20 protein-coding genes and 1 pseudogene are annotated in these 17,554 nt (G+C 39.9%); 7 read left to right on the forward strand and 14 right to left on the reverse strand.

Annotated features, from left to right (window positions below; translation table 11 throughout):
• Window positions 1-147: 147 nt before the first annotated feature.
• Both M2R47_RS08355 and M2R47_RS08360 read right to left on the reverse strand, forming a co-directional pair.
• Window positions 148-381, reverse strand: a complete 234-nt coding sequence (locus M2R47_RS08355; protein ID WP_249101660.1) for an SAM-dependent methyltransferase — start codon at window positions 379-381, stop codon at window positions 148-150.
• 286 nt (window positions 382-667) lie between these two features.
• Complete coding sequence (locus M2R47_RS08360; RefSeq protein ID WP_249101663.1) at window positions 668-886, reverse strand: helix-turn-helix domain-containing protein; 219 nt, start codon at window positions 884-886, stop codon at window positions 668-670.
• Between the two features lie 141 nt (window positions 887-1,027).
• On the opposite strand from M2R47_RS08360, the gene M2R47_RS08365 reads away from it, so the two are divergent.
• The 4 genes and pseudogenes from M2R47_RS08365 (at window position 1,028) to M2R47_RS08380 (ending at window position 3,200) form a co-directional block, all read left to right on the forward strand.
• Entirely contained in the window at window positions 1,028-1,243 is a 216-nt protein-coding gene (locus M2R47_RS08365; protein ID WP_249101666.1) for a hypothetical protein, read from the forward strand.
• A gap of 9 nt (window positions 1,244-1,252) precedes the next feature.
• A pseudogene (locus M2R47_RS08370) lies at window positions 1,253-2,507 on the forward strand (Arm DNA-binding domain-containing protein).
• Window positions 2,504-2,815 (forward strand): hypothetical protein, encoded by a 312-nt coding sequence (locus M2R47_RS08375; RefSeq protein WP_249101670.1) that lies wholly within the window; start codon window positions 2,504-2,506, stop codon window positions 2,813-2,815. The pseudogene M2R47_RS08370 and the gene M2R47_RS08375 overlap by 4 nt, the downstream one beginning before the upstream one ends.
• Window positions 2,816-2,936: 121 nt before the next feature.
• Window positions 2,937-3,200: a hypothetical protein gene (locus M2R47_RS08380; protein WP_249101673.1), complete on the forward strand. Its 264-nt coding sequence runs from the start codon at window positions 2,937-2,939 to the stop codon at window positions 3,198-3,200.
• A 154-nt stretch (window positions 3,201-3,354) separates the two neighbouring features.
• Here the strand turns inward: M2R47_RS08380 and M2R47_RS08385 are convergent, their stop codons facing one another.
• From M2R47_RS08385 to M2R47_RS08405, 5 genes are all read right to left on the reverse strand, one after another.
• Window positions 3,355-6,501, reverse strand: a complete 3,147-nt coding sequence (locus M2R47_RS08385; RefSeq protein ID WP_418001193.1) for a type I restriction endonuclease subunit R — start codon at window positions 6,499-6,501, stop codon at window positions 3,355-3,357.
• 102 nt (window positions 6,502-6,603) lie between these two features.
• The gene (locus M2R47_RS08390) at window positions 6,604-7,542 is read right to left on the reverse strand and encodes an Abi family protein (protein ID WP_249101680.1); all 939 of its coding nucleotides are present in this window, start codon (window positions 7,540-7,542) and stop codon (window positions 6,604-6,606) included.
• Window positions 7,543-7,669: 127 nt separating this feature from the next.
• Window positions 7,670-8,701 (reverse strand): SIR2 family protein, encoded by a 1,032-nt coding sequence (locus tag M2R47_RS08395; RefSeq protein WP_249101682.1) that lies wholly within the window; start codon window positions 8,699-8,701, stop codon window positions 7,670-7,672.
• Entirely contained in the window at window positions 8,694-10,076 is a 1,383-nt protein-coding gene (locus tag M2R47_RS08400; protein ID WP_249101685.1) for a restriction endonuclease subunit S, read from the reverse strand. Before M2R47_RS08400 ends, M2R47_RS08395 begins: the two co-directional genes overlap by 8 nt.
• A gap of 1 nt (window position 10,077) precedes the next feature.
• Window positions 10,078-11,721 (reverse strand): class I SAM-dependent DNA methyltransferase, encoded by a 1,644-nt coding sequence (locus tag M2R47_RS08405; protein ID WP_249101687.1) that lies wholly within the window; start codon window positions 11,719-11,721, stop codon window positions 10,078-10,080.
• A gap of 267 nt (window positions 11,722-11,988) precedes the next feature.
• Between M2R47_RS08405 and M2R47_RS08410 the strand changes: the two genes are divergently transcribed.
• Entirely contained in the window at window positions 11,989-12,243 is a 255-nt protein-coding gene (locus M2R47_RS08410; protein WP_249101690.1) for a hypothetical protein, read from the forward strand.
• 138 nt (window positions 12,244-12,381) lie between these two features.
• On the opposite strand, the gene M2R47_RS08415 is transcribed toward M2R47_RS08410, so the two are convergent.
• Window positions 12,382-12,624, reverse strand: coding sequence for a MerR family DNA-binding protein (locus M2R47_RS08415; RefSeq protein ID WP_335341985.1), 243 nt, complete (start codon window positions 12,622-12,624; stop codon window positions 12,382-12,384).
• 9 nt (window positions 12,625-12,633) lie between these two features.
• Window positions 12,634-12,780 carry a MerR family DNA-binding transcriptional regulator gene (locus tag M2R47_RS08420; RefSeq protein ID WP_249101695.1) on the reverse strand — a complete coding sequence of 49 codons (147 nt, stop codon included), beginning with the start codon at window positions 12,778-12,780 and terminating at the stop codon, window positions 12,634-12,636.
• Window positions 12,781-12,850: 70 nt separating this feature from the next.
• Here M2R47_RS08420 and M2R47_RS08425 point away from each other — a divergent pair, with 70 nt between their 5' ends.
• Entirely contained in the window at window positions 12,851-13,465 is a 615-nt protein-coding gene (locus tag M2R47_RS08425; protein ID WP_249101697.1) for a cation diffusion facilitator family transporter, read from the forward strand.
• A gap of 82 nt (window positions 13,466-13,547) precedes the next feature.
• Here the strand turns inward: M2R47_RS08425 and arsB are convergent, their stop codons facing one another.
• The 3 genes from arsB to M2R47_RS08440 are packed head-to-tail and all read right to left on the reverse strand — an operon-like array spanning window position 13,548 to window position 15,354.
• Window positions 13,548-14,561 carry an ACR3 family arsenite efflux transporter gene (gene arsB / locus M2R47_RS08430; RefSeq protein ID WP_249101722.1) on the reverse strand — a complete coding sequence of 338 codons (1,014 nt, stop codon included), beginning with the start codon at window positions 14,559-14,561 and terminating at the stop codon, window positions 13,548-13,550.
• 1 nt (window position 14,562) lies between these two features.
• Window positions 14,563-14,973 (reverse strand): arsenate reductase (glutaredoxin), encoded by a 411-nt coding sequence (arsC, locus tag M2R47_RS08435; protein WP_249101726.1) that lies wholly within the window; start codon window positions 14,971-14,973, stop codon window positions 14,563-14,565.
• Window positions 14,974-15,024: 51 nt separating this feature from the next.
• Window positions 15,025-15,354, reverse strand: a complete 330-nt coding sequence (locus M2R47_RS08440; protein WP_249101772.1) for an ArsR/SmtB family transcription factor — start codon at window positions 15,352-15,354, stop codon at window positions 15,025-15,027.
• Window positions 15,355-15,539: 185 nt separating this feature from the next.
• Here M2R47_RS08440 and M2R47_RS08445 point away from each other — a divergent pair, with 185 nt between their 5' ends.
• Window positions 15,540-16,040 carry a nitronate monooxygenase gene (locus M2R47_RS08445; protein WP_249101774.1) on the forward strand — a complete coding sequence of 167 codons (501 nt, stop codon included), beginning with the start codon at window positions 15,540-15,542 and terminating at the stop codon, window positions 16,038-16,040.
• Between the two features lie 226 nt (window positions 16,041-16,266).
• On the opposite strand, the gene M2R47_RS08450 is transcribed toward M2R47_RS08445, so the two are convergent.
• Together M2R47_RS08450 and M2R47_RS08455 are read right to left on the reverse strand one after the other, a co-directional pair.
• Window positions 16,267-16,785, reverse strand: coding sequence for a hypothetical protein (locus M2R47_RS08450; protein ID WP_249101777.1), 519 nt, complete (start codon window positions 16,783-16,785; stop codon window positions 16,267-16,269).
• Window positions 16,786-17,031: 246 nt separating this feature from the next.
• Window positions 17,032-17,355, reverse strand: a complete 324-nt coding sequence (locus tag M2R47_RS08455; RefSeq protein ID WP_249101780.1) for a hypothetical protein — start codon at window positions 17,353-17,355, stop codon at window positions 17,032-17,034.
• Window positions 17,356-17,554 lie beyond the last annotated feature (199 nt).

The following is a 17,554-nucleotide window of genomic DNA, read 5'->3' on the forward strand; positions in this document are numbered from 1 at the left end:
TAAAAATAAATGCAAAATTTATTTTAACAAAAAATCAACGAATAGGCAATGACAACTCACTTAACAACAAATAGGTTTTTAGGTTTTGACTTTTCCGTCTGGATTGTCATCAAATTGTTTTTTTTGTGAATCATGGCAGCATCAAAATCAAGCACCTAGGTATGAATCAACCACCCTTCCCACCACGATGATTGCAGGGGCTGGCAAACCTTCGATTGCTTGTTTTTCTACAATATTACTTAAATCTCCCACCAATACTTTTTGAGTTGGTAGGCTGGCGTGCGAAATGATCGCCACAGGCATATCACTTGGTAACTCCGTTGTCAAACTTGCCACGACCTTGTCAAGGTTGGGGTCGCGAGTTTGAATCTCGTTTCCCACTCCAAATTCTAAAAAGCCTAAATCGAAAGATTAGGCTTTTTTTTTGTTATTTAAAATCAAGGGTTTGGGTAGTTGTTTATTTGTATTACTATGTGACCACTTTTCTTTACTTGATCACTGCCGATTTTAATGGTGACCAAAGGTGTTTTTGATACACAGTGTAAATTGCCAATTTGACCCCAACTCGTTTTTATGCCATCTTTTTCAATCTTAAGTATAAATAAGTAATTTGCCAACAAGGAGCATTTTGTAAATCATAAAATATTTCTTGTTGGCACTCACAATCCTATTTGGTTAAGTCCGAATTTGGCACATGCTCAAAAATATCCCCTACTTGCACATCTAACGCCTCACAAATTTTATCAATCGTCTCAAAATCAATCCGTGTTGTTTGGTCATTGTAAATCTTATGTACTGTGGATTTACTAATCCCCGTCATGCGAATCAGATCTGCAACTTTCAATCGTCTTTGTGCCAATAATACCGGCAAATTGCTTTTAATCATCAAAAACTCCAATTTTTTTGCAAAAAGTACTTGCATCGAATAACAAAATACGCTAATATACTTCTATAGAAGTATAAAATACTTCAAAAGAATTTTTTAAGATTTCGATATTTATATTTTCGACTTCAAATGGAGAATATTATGGCACAAACCCACCGCACCACTCAAGAGCTTTCGCAGATGATTAAATATGATGAGCGTACCATTCGCAATCAGCTAAAGAATTCTGTATTGATTGAAGGCATTCATTACTTTAGACCATTTGGCGGTCGCAAGATCTTGTATATCTGGGAACAGATTGAAAAAGATATGCGTACTGGCATTTTGGGTAGTATTAATGGTATGGCGCTACAATAGGAGAGTAATATGGCAACAATTACCAAGCGATACAACAAATTGATTGTCGATTTTCGATATCTGGGCAAACGCTGCCGAGAAAAAACCAATCTGACTGACACACCAGCAAATCGCAAAAAGCTTGCTGGTGTGCTTGAGAAGATGGAAGCGGAGGATTTTATTGGGTAGCTTTCGTTATGAGCAGTATTTCCCAAAGAGTGATAAGGCTACCTATTTTGATGCACTCAATAACAGGCGATTAAGCCTACAAAGCGATACGCCGTTATTTAAAGAGTTTGCAGAGCTGTAGTTTGAAGAAAAGCAGATTGAATGGCGTAAAACTTATCAGGAGAAAATTATGATTATCCTAAACAAGTATTTATTGCCCAAGTTTGCAAATCGGGCTTTATTTATGATTTAAAAGTCGGATATCTTGGCGTTTCGTGCTTCTCTCGGCAAAGTGACCCACAAAACAACCAAACACATCCTGTCAGCTACCAGAATTAACTCAATCATGGCAACTTTGTACATGATACTAAAAGAAGCGTCAAAACGCTACAACTTTGACAATCCTTGTAAAGATATTAAGCAGTTAAAGACGCCAAAATCACAGATTGAGTCGTTTAGTATTGATGAAGTGTGGCAATTCATCCACGGTGTGCGAGCTGATTATAAAAACTACTACATCGTCCGATTCTTTACTGGTATGCGTACCAGTGAAATTGATGGATTGACATGGGAGCATGTGGATTTTGAACGCAAAGAAATCCGTATCAGACAAGCATTGGTCAATGGCGTGATGAGTGAACCTAAAACATTAGAATCCAATCGTGAGATTATGATGTCACCATTTGTTTTTGAAGCACTCAAAGCACAGTATCAGGTGAGCTATGGTAAATCCAAATTTGTCTTTTGTTCGCACACAGGAGAGCCGCTTGACTATCACAATGTCAATCGCCGTATTTGGCATCCAACCCTAAAAAACCTTGGGTTAAAGCCAAGAAGTGCTTATCAGACCAGACATACAGCTGCCACATTATGGTTATCAGCTGGAGAGGTGCCAGAGTGGATTGTCAAACAAATGGAGCATGTTAGCACCATGATGCTGTTTAAAGTTTATAGCCGTTATGTGCCTAGTGCCACTAGGCAGGATGGCAGTGCCTTTCATGCGCTGTTGATGCAAAGTAAACATGGTAAAGATGCGTTTTATTTGGCAAATTTACCCAAGCCAGATACCAACGATTTAATGTGGGATAATCACGAAGATGAGGAGGTGACGGCATGATAAATCATCTATCAAGCAATATGCTATTGACCGATGTCTTAAAAGACATGAAGGATCATCAAGAGGTGATCAGGCTTTCATCTAAGATTGCCAAGAGATTGATTAAAGAGCTGCAGATTCAACGAGGATTTGGCATGGGCATGTTTTTAGAGGTGCCTAACTACTTAAACAACCATGAGACAGTATTAACATGGGTAAAAGAGCAGCTACATCAAATCAAAGACAGACAGCTTTATGATGATGACAGTCTTTATCTGGCGTTAAGAGATGAGCTTATTACTCATCTATCAAGCCATGAGCTTGATTGATTTGAGATAAAATCAAGCCATCCTAAATTAATACCGTTTTATTTATCAGTGAATTTAAACCAAAGGAAATTAACATGACCACTCATATGTATTTCAATCACATGTAACACAAGAGCAAAAAGTGCTGTGCCAAGCATACTTTGAGCATGTGATCAATCCTAAAGAAGACAGCGCCAAAGCGATTGCTAAGCTGTGTAGTGATCATGAGGCAAGCCCTGAAAGCTTAAGCAGGCTATTGCTTGATGTGAGGGTCTATGACAGCGCAATACAATGTCAAGGCTGTGGCAAGTACTACCGAGTAACCCCACCTTATTACCACAGACCCAATACTGATGCCAGTTATTATTGTCGAAGCTGTGAAGTGTTTGTAAATGCGCCTTTTTAGCTATTGATTTGCTGTAGATTAATGGTTTATTGATAAACAGCCCCTTCTTGATAGAAGGGGCTGTTGTCTTAATTGCGAGTATAAAACACCTAGAATCATCCCGCAGTAAACCGCTTAGTAGATTACGAGTTTTAAAACATTTGAACGAGATATTTTAAGCATTCTCCACCAAATCCTCCGCAATCGCTTCTGCTTGTTTAAGCACAAACTCTATCGCTTCTGACTGTAAATCGGGTGGATATTTATGGCTTCTTAAGGCAATACGAATCAACGTTCGCATTTTGGCCCGTACAGAGTCTTTATATTGCCAATCAATCGTTACCGATTTACGCAGTTTATCGGTGATGTCTTTGGCAAGTTTCATCAGCACCTCATCACCCATTTCTCGTACCGCACTTTCGTTACGGACTAAGGCGTCGTAAAACGCCATTTCGGCAGGGTTTAAGCCCAACTCTTCGCCGCGTTTTTGGCGTGCCTCAAATTCTTTGGCAAGGGAGATAAGCTCTTCGATGATTTCAAGTACCGATAAATTGTGATTGTGGTATTGGTTCATCGCCTCTTTTAAGCGTTCTTCAAATTCCTTTTTGGTGGCAAGATTAACACCGCCTTTTTCTTTGAGCTCGGACGACAAAAACCGCTCCATCGCCAACAGCCATAAATCTTTGGTTGGGCTACTTTTTATACTCTCTAAGAACTCATCAGACATCAGATTGATGTTGGGTCGGTCTTTTTTGAGTAAATCAAACAAATCCACCACGCCGTCTGAACTCACCGCCTTATTCATCAACAAGGCAAGTTGCAGTAGGCGGTCGTTGTCGCCTGTGGGCGTGCGTGTGGCGACGCTGTTTTTGATGATGGTCGCTCGCACCGCATCATAAAACGCCAATTCCTGCTTATACGGCTCAACATCTTTTAATGCACCGCACAAAGAAAAGCCTTTTTTGGCAAACCGCACCGCTTGCAAAAAAGCATTTTTGCGTGGGGTTTTATCCTTTTTGTCTTTGCTGTCATCAGGATTGACACAGTCTAGAGCTAAAATATGGTTGGCTGATGTCAAAATCGCATTCAATAGCTTGGCAGGCTCGGTGATTTTTAAAATCTCAATTATGTCAACTGTCTTACCATCCACAGGTGTCGCAAACTGCCCACGAATGACTGTGATGTATTCGATCATTTTATTAACAATGGCTCCAATATCTCTTACCTGCTGAGTTCTGCCGCCAGCGTTGGTGTATTGCTTCATCGCCTTTTCTAGCTCATCGGTCAAGCCAACATAATCGACAATTAAACCGCCATTTTCTCGACTCTTGTTGCGAAACACGCGGTTCACCCTTGCAATCGCCTGCATGAGATTGTGCCCGCTCATTGGTTTATCAATATACATCGTATGACAGCAAGGTGCGTCAAATCCTGTTAGCCACATATCACGCACAATCACGATTTTGAGCGGATCGTCTGGGTCTTTAAAGCGTTTTTCTAAGGTCTTTTTGTCTTGGTTGTGGCGTTGCCACTCGGCAGGGTCGCTTGCTGTGCTGGTCATCACGATTTTTACCGTCCCTTTTTGCACATCATCAGAATGCCAATCAGGGCATAGGGCGATGATTTTATTGTACAATTTGACGCAGATCTCACGGCTCATCACCACGATCATCGCCTTACCATCTTGTAGGGTGGTGCGCTGTTCATAGTGGCTGATGATGTCTTCTGCCATTTGTTGTAATCGACTGTCCACGCCGTGCAATTTTTCACGCAAACGAAACGCTGGACTGTCCTCATCAAATAATTCTTCAGCCCGTTGAACAGCGCTGGCAAATTCGTTACTCTCACCCAAGCTGATTTGGCGTGGCTCATAAATAATCGGCACGGTCGCACCATCCGCCACCGCATCCTCAAAGTCGTAAATAGACACATATTTACCGAACACTTCCTGCGTGTCCTTATCGTCTAGGGCAATGGGCGTGCCGGTAAAGCCGATAAAAGAGGCATTAGGCAAGGCACTTCTTAAATGCTTGGCATAGCCTTCTTTGTATTGCCCTTTGCGGTCGATTTTTTGTTTAAAGCCGTATTGGGAGCGGTGGGCTTCATCGGTGATGACGATGATGTTTTCTCGCTCGTTTAAGATAGGGTGGGCAAGCTCACCGTCCAACAAACCAAATTTTTGAATGGTGGTAAAAATCACACCCCCAGCCGAACGGCTCGCCAATGCTTGACGCAGTTCGTCTCGTCCATCTGCCTGAATGGGCGTTTGTTTGAGCAAATCTTTACCGCCACAAAAAGTAGCATACAGCTGGCCGTCCAAATCGTTGCGGTCAGTAACGATAACGAGCGTTGGATTTTTCAGCTCGGCACGGCTTAACACTTTACCTGCATAAAACAGCATCGATAACGACTTGCCTGAGCCTTGCGTATGCCAAAACACGCCTACTTTGCGGTCGCCATTTTTGGCGGTGGCAAGCAGAGTGCAATCCACCGCTTCGTTCACACCATAGAACTGATGATACGCTCCGATCTTCTTAATAGTTCGGTTCTTGTTGTCTCGTTCAAACACCACAAAATTCTGTATATAATCTAGCAAATCTTTGGGTGTCATTACCCCTGTGATGAGTCCTTCTAGTTCATTTTCAAAGGCAATCTGTCGGCTTTGGTCTTTTTCATCAATCACACGCCAAGGGGTAAAGCGGTTAAAATCCGCCGTCAATGAGCCAATACGAGCCACCACGCCGTCTGAAATCACAAGGGCTTGATTAAACACGAACAAATCGCCAATTTCATCTTTATAAGTCTGCAATTGGGCGTATGCCTTGCCAATGTCGGCATTTTCTTTAAGTGGATTTTTCAGCTCAAAGACTACAAGGGGCAAACCGTTGACAAAGCCAATCACATCAGGAATGCGTTTGCCCTTTTTGCCTTGAATATCAAGCTGATTGACAATGCGAAAATCATTGTGGGCTGGCACCCCAAAATCCACCAAACGCACCACTTCAAACTTTTGCTCGCCCTGTGCTTGATAACGGTACGGCACGCCATTTCTTAGCCATTCATAGGATTGGCGGTTACGCTCGGCGAGGTCGCCAGTGTCGGCACGGCAAACCATCGCCACCACATTTTCCACCTCGGCAGCGGGCAAATTGGGGTTTAATTTTGCAATCGCTTGTGCTAAAAGTGGCTTTAAAATCACCTCGCCTGTCCGCTCTCGCCATTCATTTTGGCAGCCCAAAAGAATGGTTTTGCCGTAGGTATAATCCCAGCCCAAAGATTGCATTGTGGCAATGGCGGATTGTTCGATGGTGTTTTCGTTGATGCCCAGCATTTTTTTCTCCGATAGTCTTGACTATGCAAGTTTGCATTGTTACAATAGGACTTGATACAACCGCACTCCCTGTCATTTGACACAGTGCGGTTTTTATTTGTCTAAATCTTGGCTTGGTTGCCACAAATTCCAATTTTTATAATCATCAATCAGACCAAAAACCTTTAAATTAATTTTTGAGCTGTAATGTTTTGGAAATTCGTCTATTAATGATAAAAATCTTTGTCCCCATTGGGATTTAGGGCATAATACTTTTAATATTTTTCGCATTACACAAAAATAGAAAAATGGTCGGCTGTTATCCAATTTATCCCAAAAAGATTCTTTTATTTTTGATGATTTTATGGTGATACGACTGTTCCATAGGCGGTCGTGGTGGGCACAAATATTGCGTATTTCATTTAAGCTTTTTAGCCATTTTGCAAATTCTTTGCCATTATTCAAACCGTATTTTTGGGATATTTTATCTCTATCTTTGCGTGTCAAGCCTGAATACACTTTTGACATTGCCCCAAAATCCCACAAATTACACACCACCCAAATTGGTAAATCGCCATATTTGTTTTGATTGTGCAAAACAAAGGGCGTGCTTTTCTTTTTGGCTCTTTGAACCAATTCGTCGGTATATTCTAGCCATTTTTGATGATTGTTATTTTTGATAAATTGACCATTAAAATATTGTGAATCTCGATGAGCAAGCGGGTCTTTTTCGCCCAATAAATGAGTAATATCCACTTTTATGGCGGTTTCAATGCGTTCTAGAGCATCAAGAGCTAATAAGCGTAACTTTTTATCAAACAGATACAAGGATAAAACATCTTCAAAATGGCTGTTTGGCATAAATGTATCAAGCAATAAATTGTTGTGGCTGTCCCATTGACGAAATGGGTGCAGGTAGCCACTGAATCGATAATAGCCAATACGGCTTAAATAGTTTTCTAGGCGTGCTCGATTGGCAAATAATAAACCTCTTTGTTTTAAAATATCGGCTTGTTCTTCAAAAGTTTTCCACGATTTTATCGGTGTAAGCATGAAAAATTAAATCCTTGTTTTGGGTATTGCTAAATTTGAATGTCTTTTATTTATAACTCGATCTCTTTTGGGTTTAATGTGGCAATGGCGGATTGTTCGATGGTGTTTTCGTTGATGCCTAGCATACTTACCTACCTTCTATCAATAATTCTAACAATGCTTCAATACATTCATCGTGGTCATCATCATACCAAATGGGAAATATATTGGCTTTTGCTAGCTCTTCTTGTCTTTTAATTCTGTCAGCATCTGACATTTTGTCTAATGACAAGAAAGCATAATGTCGAGCTAAATTATCACTGCCTTTTTCACTGACTATTTCTTGTAAAGTCTTAATTGTTCTATCAACAGATAAACTGCAACCTAAAAATAAAATAGATTTTGAAAATAGCTGATAGATACAATTTGAAATAGTATTGTTTTCGCTATAGTGCCTATTATATTCATCGACAGTTAGAATTCTTTTGGCTTTTGTTGTATGCGTGCCGTGTAATTGCAAAAGAACTCTTTGACCACTACTCAGTAAGCGAGAAAATTCTATTGCATTCAAATCAAATAAATAATGAGTAAAACTTTTATTGTTATTTTCATAAATTACTTTTAATAAAGAGTCATAATTTGTTGTAACAATAGATGAGTTTGGAAAAAATTCTGGTAATCGACAAATTACACCATCCATCTCTTCTAGACTAAAGTATTTCCCATACTCATTATCTAATTGTTCCTGCAAATGTGCAGCACAATGCTCATCCAGCAACTGAGCTGCTTCTTCAAATTGTCCGTTATTTAATAAACCAAAAAACACTTCTTGATTTATCGAACTTTCTTTTTGCACTTGTACCAAAAAACCTCTCCATAAAGGTAATCCTGTTGGTAGGGATAAGCCTGCACCAATAAAAGGAATTATCTGATTTTGCTCAAATATACTTTTTAATTTATGAAATCTGCTTTGATTACTATGGAGCTTTAAGATATTTCTACCTTGATCTAGCTTTCTCAGTTTATAGTCATTCAGCCATTCATTAAAAATATCATTATATGCATCTTTATCTAGGGTAAATAGAACTTGGTCTCTTGCAAATTCAATCCCCCTAATATCAATCACGCCCTCTGCATTCAATTCATTGATGAATTTTCTTTCTAGATAAGAATTACTCATTTAGTAACTCTCCACTCAATAATTTAGGTAAAAGAAGGTCTCGGGTTTGGGTAAGTTTAAGATTTTCCATATCATTGTTTAGAATTTTTTCAAACAAACTTGCTATTTTCTCATTAAAAAAACAAATTATATTTTCATTTGGTTTCAAAATTTCTATTGATGAGAATGTGCCTGTGTTCATATTCAAAGTGGCGCTACCGCCACTAGCCAAGTTTTTCATATATTTATTCATTTCTAATTGAGAAAGATATAAGTATAAATATTCCGAAAAATTTAAATCATTTGGAATGATAGAGTTTATTTGTTGATTTGTTTGAGATTTTCTTGAAGCAAGAGATACCAGACCAACAGTTGCAATACAGCTTACACAAATACTCCCTTTTGGAATGTACTTTTTAGTTTGGCTATCTGCCCCAATTAAACTTAAATTATCTATTGTTTGAGTTATGAATACCTTTCCGTGCATATCAGGTATTTTAATAAATGGAATATCATTGCCATAATATTCAGCTTTGCTTTTCGTTGGTGTTTTTCCACAAATAATTTCACCAAAAGTAGATAAAGGTACAATCTCCCACCCCTTCGGTACTTCGCCAAATTCTGAATTTTCCACCAATTCACTTGGAAAGGCATCGGCGATTTCCCAAAGCTCTTGGTATTCGGTTTGGCTTAGCTCTTCAATCGCTTTGCCTGAAATGACCGACATTGCCGATAAATTGGCTTCATCACGGGTTTTGCCGTCTAAAATCGCTTGGGCTTTGGCTCGTACAGGGTCAAAATCCACAAACCAACTTTTAAAAATCGCCTGAGCAATGGCTTCTAGGGTTTGGTTGGCTTGGGTGTTGAGTTGGATTTTTTTATTAAATGTTTCTAGAAATTCACCTATTTTTTGTTGAGTTTCTATATCAGGTAATTGTATTTCTAAATTTTCTAGCATAGATTTTGTTAAAGCATTTCTAGTAGCTCCACTAGATGAAATGCTTAATAAATAATCTTGTATTGGTTTATTAATCAAATAGTTTTTTAAATACCTATAGTCCAATATGTTTGGAATTGCTCTTAAGATAGCGGTATGTTGATTTACTCTTGCAGGTAGATATTTTTTATCAACAATGCAAGCTCTAGCTACACTATCGCCAGTAATATTGATTAGAACATCATTTTCATTCACAATGACATTTTTTAACTTATCGGCACTTTCTTGTGTAATATACACAATACCGTTAGGATTAAATCCTTCATTATAAATATTTTGACTTCTAATTAAGCTAATTTCGCCACTTTCCAAATAAACATTGCTTCCGCCCTTTGGGGTAGAACCACTACCAATTTTGGAGCATAATTCCCCCAATTTGTAAGTTTTCCATTCACTCATCTTAAAACCCCAACCCCTTTAAATTTGCCACAATCTTTTCTTCCAATGCTTGCCCTTGTTTAAATTGTTCATTTAAAAGTGTGGTCAATTCCTGCATTTTTTGTGCAAATGGCACGCCGTCATCTTCTTCGGCGACCGCCCCCACATATCGCCCAGCCGTCAGCACAAAGTCATTTTTGGCGATTTCGTCTAGTGTTGCCGAGTAACAAAACGCAGGGATATTTTCGTAGCCTTGTCCTTGCCCTTGTTGCCAGTTGTGGTAGGTGGTGGCGATGTTGGCGATGTCATCGGCAGTAAAATCACGTAGTACTCGGTCTTTCATATAGCCGATTTGGGTGGCGTTGATAAACAACACTTCGCCTTTACGAGCTTTGGCTTTATTGACAATCCAAATGCAGGCTGGGATTTGCGTGTTGGTAAACAGCTGATTGGGTAGAGCAATCATCGCTTCGACTAGGTCGGCTTGGACGATGTTTTTGCGGATTGTCCCTTCGTTATTGGTTTGGCTAGACATTGAACCATTGGCGAGCAGGAGTGCCATTTTGCCTTTTGGCGATAGGTGGTAGAGCATATGTTGTAGCCATGCAAAGTTGGCGTTGCCTTGTGGGGGCATGCCGTATGCCCAGCGTGGGTCGCTGATAAGACTTTCGCTCCACCATTCTTTCATATTAAACGGGGGATTTGCCATCACCACGTCCATTTTTTTGTCAATGTGCAATGGATTGATGAGCGTGTCTTCGGGTTTGTCACCAAAATCAAAGGGGATGCCCCGAATTGCCATATTCATCACGGCAAGTTTTCTGGTGGTGGGGTTGGATTCTTGCCCATAAACGGAGATGGCGTTGCGGTTGCCTTGATGAGCTTGAATAAAGCGGTCGGTTTGCACAAAAAATCCGCCACTACCCATCGCAGGGTCATACACTCGCCCTGAATACGGTTCGAGCATTTCTACAATCAGGGTTACGATGGATTTTGGCGTGAAATATTGACCGCCTTTTTTGCCTTCGGCTAGGGCAAATTGCCCTAAGAAATATTCATACACATGACCCAAAATATCTTTGGCTTGCAGATGCACAGGTTCGCCGTTGTACATTGGGCGGGTAAAGTCGGTGCGAGAGAAAAGGTCAATCAAGCCACGAAGCATTTCATCAGGCACGCCAAAGCCTGCAATGCGTTGGAGCACGCCTTTTAGTTTGGGGTTTTCTTTTTCGATGGCTTCAAAGGCATCATCAAGCAAAATGCTGACATTTTTGAATTTGCCACCCCAAGGCAATTCATCGCCTGCGTTTAGTTTGCTGTTGTCTTTGATGTTTTCCCAGCGTGCTTGTTGTGGTACATAAAAGATATTTTCGGCGGTGTAATAATCCCGCTCTTCAATTTCATCGTTTAAAATTTGCTGATATTCAGCTTCATCAAATAAGGCTGGGTCAAGATAGGTTTCGCTGTCAGGATTGGTAAGATTGATGGCGTGTTTTTGGCGAAAGTCGTTGAAACTGTCGGAGATGTATTTTAAAAAGATAAAACCAAGCACGATGTGTTTGTAGTTGGCGGCGTCTAGGTTTTTACGCAGGGTATCGGCGGCTCTCCAAAGGTCTTGGTCAAGTTTATTTAAAAAGTCTTGGTTGATGGCTTGAGCGTTTGGCATAATAAATATCCTATTTTAATGATGGGATTAGTATACCCTACAGAACAAAAAAGGACTACCGTTTTTTGTTAGTGGCGTGCCTGCCAAACCACAATGTAGACCTACCTGCAAGACTATAACAGTGCGACATTATTAGAAGAATATCACGCCCCAAATGGGCGGTGTTTTTATTTTCCAAAAATAAAAACCAACTTTCCAAAAACCGCCATTCCCTTACCAATTTTTAAATTTTATAATACCCCCATTCCAATCAAACAAGGGAAGTTTATGAAAACCTTATTAAAATCAACCGCCATTGCCTTGGCATTGTCTTTGTCTTTTGGTTCTGTGGCAGCTGCCAAAACGCCCAAACCGCTTGTTAAGGTCAGTCCATCAAACTCGCTTGTGCAAACAATCAAAACCCAAGACGGCTTAAACTTGCCCCTGACAGTCAAATGGGCGTGCGTGAATTTGTGGAAAAAGTCGTGCCGATTTTGCAGGAGCGTGGGATTTATCATACCGATTATGAAGGCGATACACTAAGGGAGCATTTGGGTGTGCCGTATCAGTATGGGTTGAAGGGTTAAGGGAAAGGGAAACACCGCTTGGGGAAAGGCAAGCGGTGTTTTTTTGATTGGAATTTTGAAAAATAAACTTTCAGGCAGCCTGAAAAATATTCCGCTATTCTTTTTCTTTAATACCTTGAATAATCTGACACTTATCAACCGTTTTATTTTCACAACCCACAAATTGCATTAAAAAAGTTTTAACTTGTTGTAATTCTTTAATTTGTTCGTCCAAATATGCCAAATGTTGTTCGGCAAGTGCATTGATTTCATTGCATTGTTTGTTAGGCGTTTGTTGTAATTGCAACAGCGTTTTGATGTCATTTAAAGAAAAACCGATATTGCGACAGGCTTTAATAAAGCGTAATTAAGCAAGGGTTTGTTCGTCAAACACACGATAGCCATTTTGTTGATGTGTGGGGGCGATTAAGCCTTGTTTTTCATAATAACGAATGGTTTCCAAATGCACGCCTGTTTGTTCACTGGCTTGTTTTATTTTAAAAAATTTTGACATTTTGGCTTGACCCTGTAATGACTACGGAGTTTATAGTATAGCAAATTTCATCTTAAAACAGGAGCAAAAAATGGCGTGCCAAAATTGTTGCACTTCAAATCAGCCCATTCATCAATCGCCCAAGTACAAAAAAGCCTTGTGGATTGTCTTGATATTAAATTTATCAATGTTTTTTGTGGAAATTGTGATGGGGGTTAAATCGGGTTCAACTTCGCTGTTGTCGGACAGTTTGGATTTCTTGGGCGACAGTGCCAATTATTTGATAAGTTTGATTGTTTTGCCAATGGCGTTAAGTTACCGAGCCAAAGCATCTATGGTTAAGGGGCTAACGATGGGCGGTTTTGGTTTATTTATTTTAATGACGACCATTTATCGTGTGTTTTATGGGGAAATGCCCAGTTATTCTGAAATGAGCATTGTGGGATTTTTGGCGTTATTGGTCAATGTGTCGGCATTGTTGATATTATTAAAATTTCGTGATGGCGACAGCAATGTTCGCAGTGTGTGGGTGTGTTCCCGAAACGATGCGATTGGTAATGTGGCGGTAATTTTGGCGGGTATGGCAGTTTATTTTTTTCAATCAAAATATCCTGATTTAATTGTGGCGTTTGTTTTGGCATTTTTGGCATTACAAGCCAGTCAAGAAATCATAAAAAGGGCTTGGGCGGAATTAAAAGTCAGTTAATTTAAAACACCGTTTGGATTGATGTTCAAGCGGTGTTTTTTTATTGAAATTTTGCAAAATTAATTTCAGGCAGCCTGAAAACCTACACCCCTTTATTTTCTAGCGATTTTCGGTTTATCCACCACACCAGAGACAACATCACAGGCACTTCAACCAACACGCCCACCACCGTTGCCAATGCCGCCCCTGAATTTAAACCAAATAAAGCAATCGCCACCGCCACCGCCAATTCAAAAAAATTGCTCGTGCCGATTAAGCAAGCAGGGGCGGAAATGGCGTGGGGCAATTTAAGCCATTTTGCCCAAATCGCACTCAAGGCAAAAATGCCATAAGTCTGCACCAATAAAGGAATGGCAATCAGCAGGATAATCATCGGCTTATCCACAATGGTTTGTGCCTGAAACGCAAACAACAGCACCACCGTCAATAACAATCCCAAAATAGACAAAGGCTTGAAACGCTGGCTGAATTGGCGAATTTTGTGTTCATCTTGCAAAGATTTGCGAGTGGCAACTCCCACCAGCAAAGGCAACACCAAATACAGCAACACACTAAAAAACAGCGTGTCCCACGGGATTGTGATGTCGTTCATACCCAAAAGTAGCCCTGCAATCGGGGCAAAGGCAAAAATCATAATCACATCATTTAAAGACACTTGCACCAGCGTGTAATTGGGGTCGCCTTTGACCAGTTGAGACCAAACAAAAACCATTGCCGTACAAGGTGCAACCCCAAGCAAAATCATACCTGCAATGTACTCGCTTGCCGATTGTTCATCTACCCAGTCAGCAAAAAACACCTTAAAAAACAACCAGCCCACAAGTGCCATCGTAAAAGGCTTAATCAACCAATTCACCGTTACAGTCAGCCACAGCCCTTTGGGATTGTGGCGGATATTTTTAATGGCAAGCCAGTCAATTTGTATCATCATCGGATAAATCATCAGCCAAATCAGCACCGCAATCGGCAAATTGATTTGAGCCACCTGCATTGTGGCAATCCATTGAAAATAAGGCGTAAACCAAATGCCCAACCCCACGCCAAGCAAAATCGCCAAACCCACCCACACACTCAAAAATCGTTCAAAAATGCCCATTTTATGCCCCTTGTACGCTGATGATTTCGCCATCTTCTTTGACAAAATCACTGTGCAATGCCACAGGTGAAATACTCAAAAACACTTCACTTGGACGGCACAAACGCACGCCTTTTTCGGTGATGACAATCGGGCGGTTGATTAAAATGGGGGCGGTTAGCATTGCCTTGATGATGTCGTTATCGCTCACCTCGTTGTCCAAATTAAATTGTTGATATTCAGGCACATTACTTCGCAAAAGCTCTCTGGGCGTGATGTTCATTTGCTCAATCAATTGGCGTAATGTGCGTTCATCGGGCGGGGTGTCTAGATAATGAATAATGGTCGGCTCAATGCCCAAATGGCGAATCAAAGCCAGCGTGTTGCGAGAAGTACCGCATTTGGGATTGTGATAAATGCTGATTGGGTGCATAGTATGTTCCTTATTTCAAGAGTTATCGAAATGAATGGGCAAAAAAATTTGCTAAAACGATTGGCAAAATTTTTCGCAATCGCCACCGCTTGCGTTTTCACAACAGCGATGCAATAAAAATTCAATCAAGCCGTTCATCATCGCCAAATTGGCGAAATAACGGACAAATTTTCCCTGCTGTTCACTGTAAACAAGGTTGGCGTTTGCCAAAGTTTTTAAGTGAAACGACAGATTATTGGGGGCAAGATTGAGCTGTTTTGCCAAATCGCCCGCCACCATACCACGCCCCCCTTCGGCGGTTAGGGCTTGGAAAATGGCAAGGCGTGTGGGCGAAGCAAGACTTTCAAACAGTTTGCTGGCGTGTTCGGTGTTCATATTCATAGGCGGTTAGTATAGCAGGGCGTGCTTTTCATTTCAATAGATATTGAAATGATGTTTGTGTGTTCAGGCAGCCTGAAAAATAACATTTCCAAAAATGAAAATCAACTTTCCAAAAATCGCCATTCCATTGCCAATTATAAAATTTTATAATACCCCCATTCCATTTATTTTAAAGAGAAAATTTTATGAACCGCATTAGCCAAATCTTAAACATCAAACACCCCATTGTCCAAGCCCCAATGTCGTGGCTGACGGACGCACATTTGGTGGCAAGCGTGGCGGACGCAGGTGGACTGGGCTTTTTAGCCCCACACGCAGGGCAGACGACCAACCCAAGCTCCAATCAAGAAGTTTTGGAGCGTATGCGTAACGAAATCCGTAAGGTCAAAGCCTTGACCGATAAGCCCTTTGGCGTGCCGTTTATGCTGTCTTATGATTTGTCGCTCATTCCCTTAATGGTGGATTTGCTGATTGACGAGAGTGTGCCTGTGGTGCTGGACAACGGCTGGCTTGACCCTGCCATTTACGCCAAACTCAAAACTGCGGACATCAAAATCATCTGCCGTCTGCCCAATCCCAATTTGACCGATGCCCTAAAAGCCCAAAAACTTGGGGCGGATATTTTAGTTTTGACAGGCTTTGACGAAGGCGGAACTTTGCCGATGAAAGAAGTGGGCGGCCCGTAGGTTGGGTTGAGGTACGAAAACCAACAAAATCAATGAGTTACACCATAAATGCTGGGTTACGCTGTCGCTAACCTGAGCCTACGGGCTCTGGCAGACTGGATTAAACAAGACCAATTAGACCCCAACAGAGTCGGTTTTTATCGTCCGATATTAGAGCGGTCGGGGTTTGTGGAGTGGTGATGGGATTAATTACAAACTCCTATATCCAATCACATTTTGTAATATTTTATCTTTTTAAATAGTTAATCCAATCATCAGTAGAATGCAAACCAGATTTAATATCTGGTATGAATTCTGTTACATAAATATGTCCATCTACAGCTAATGCAAACGAATAAACAATTTTTAAAAAATTATTATCTTTATGTATGTCTATGATATTTTCTGAATTAATTTTTATTCTTAAAAAATTAAGCAAGCCCCATTGGTAAGATATTTGTTTAATATCTAGATTAAAAATATTTTCGTCAGATAAATATTCAAAAGAACTCATGTGTTGACATTGAAATTTATCTAAATATATGCTACAGATAATATCTTTATTAATTGAATGAATCATATAGAAATTTTCTTCATAAATTTTATTTAAATCTACAATTTCAATATCATTATCAAATAATTGAATTTCAGAACCATATATTTTTTCTATATGATTGATTGAAAACTTTTCAAGACTTTGTGGTATTATCTCTATCACCAGATTATTTAACCTCCAATATTTTACCTTTATCAATAATAATGCCATTAGTTATATCTAAGATAATTTTATCAAATTTAGTACTAATGCCATTTATAGGATAAGATTTTAAATCATCCATCATTTTCTCTTTTGTAATGTTTGTCAATTTGACATGGATTGTTGTTTTCTCTAATGTTCCCAATGGTAGCTTATGTGGGTTGTCGCTTGGTAAATTCTCTACTCCATGGATTTGTTGGGCATTCTCTGCAATCTTTGTTTGAACTTTTTTGGTATTAGTTGTAGTGAGCCGCTTTAAAGAAATTGGCTCTTCAACACCTGTCTTTCCAATAAAAAATCCTTCAATGCCTTGTTGATTCTTGTTGTCTGAAAATTTAAACTCTCCACCACCTGCTGTTGAGAGAATCTTATGGCATCTTTTTCTTCTTGGGGTTTGAACTTACCGCTAATTTTAATTGGCAATTTTTTATTTATTTTATCATGCAAAATTGATGTATAATTTGGATTATTTGTTCCAATATTCAAATCCCAATCGCTAACCTTAGCATGAGCATCACTAGAATGAGCGGTTCTCGCACCACCTTTGATATTTGGTTTAAGTGCTCCATCCACCAACACCGTACCAGCCCCAACCACATTTTGAATAACACTAGCAACATTGGTCTCTTCTCGTTGCCGTATGGAATGGTTGGCTTAACTTCTTTGTGAAAGATATTGGCAGCCCGTAGGTTGGGTTGAGCTTGAGAAACCCAACAAATTCAATGAGTTACACCATAATTTTGGCTTTATCATCATTCTATTTTCCATCATATCAAAA

It is taken from the genome of Moraxella oculi (assembly GCF_023336735.1).
GTDB classification, from domain to species: domain Bacteria; phylum Pseudomonadota; class Gammaproteobacteria; order Pseudomonadales; family Moraxellaceae; genus Moraxella; species Moraxella oculi.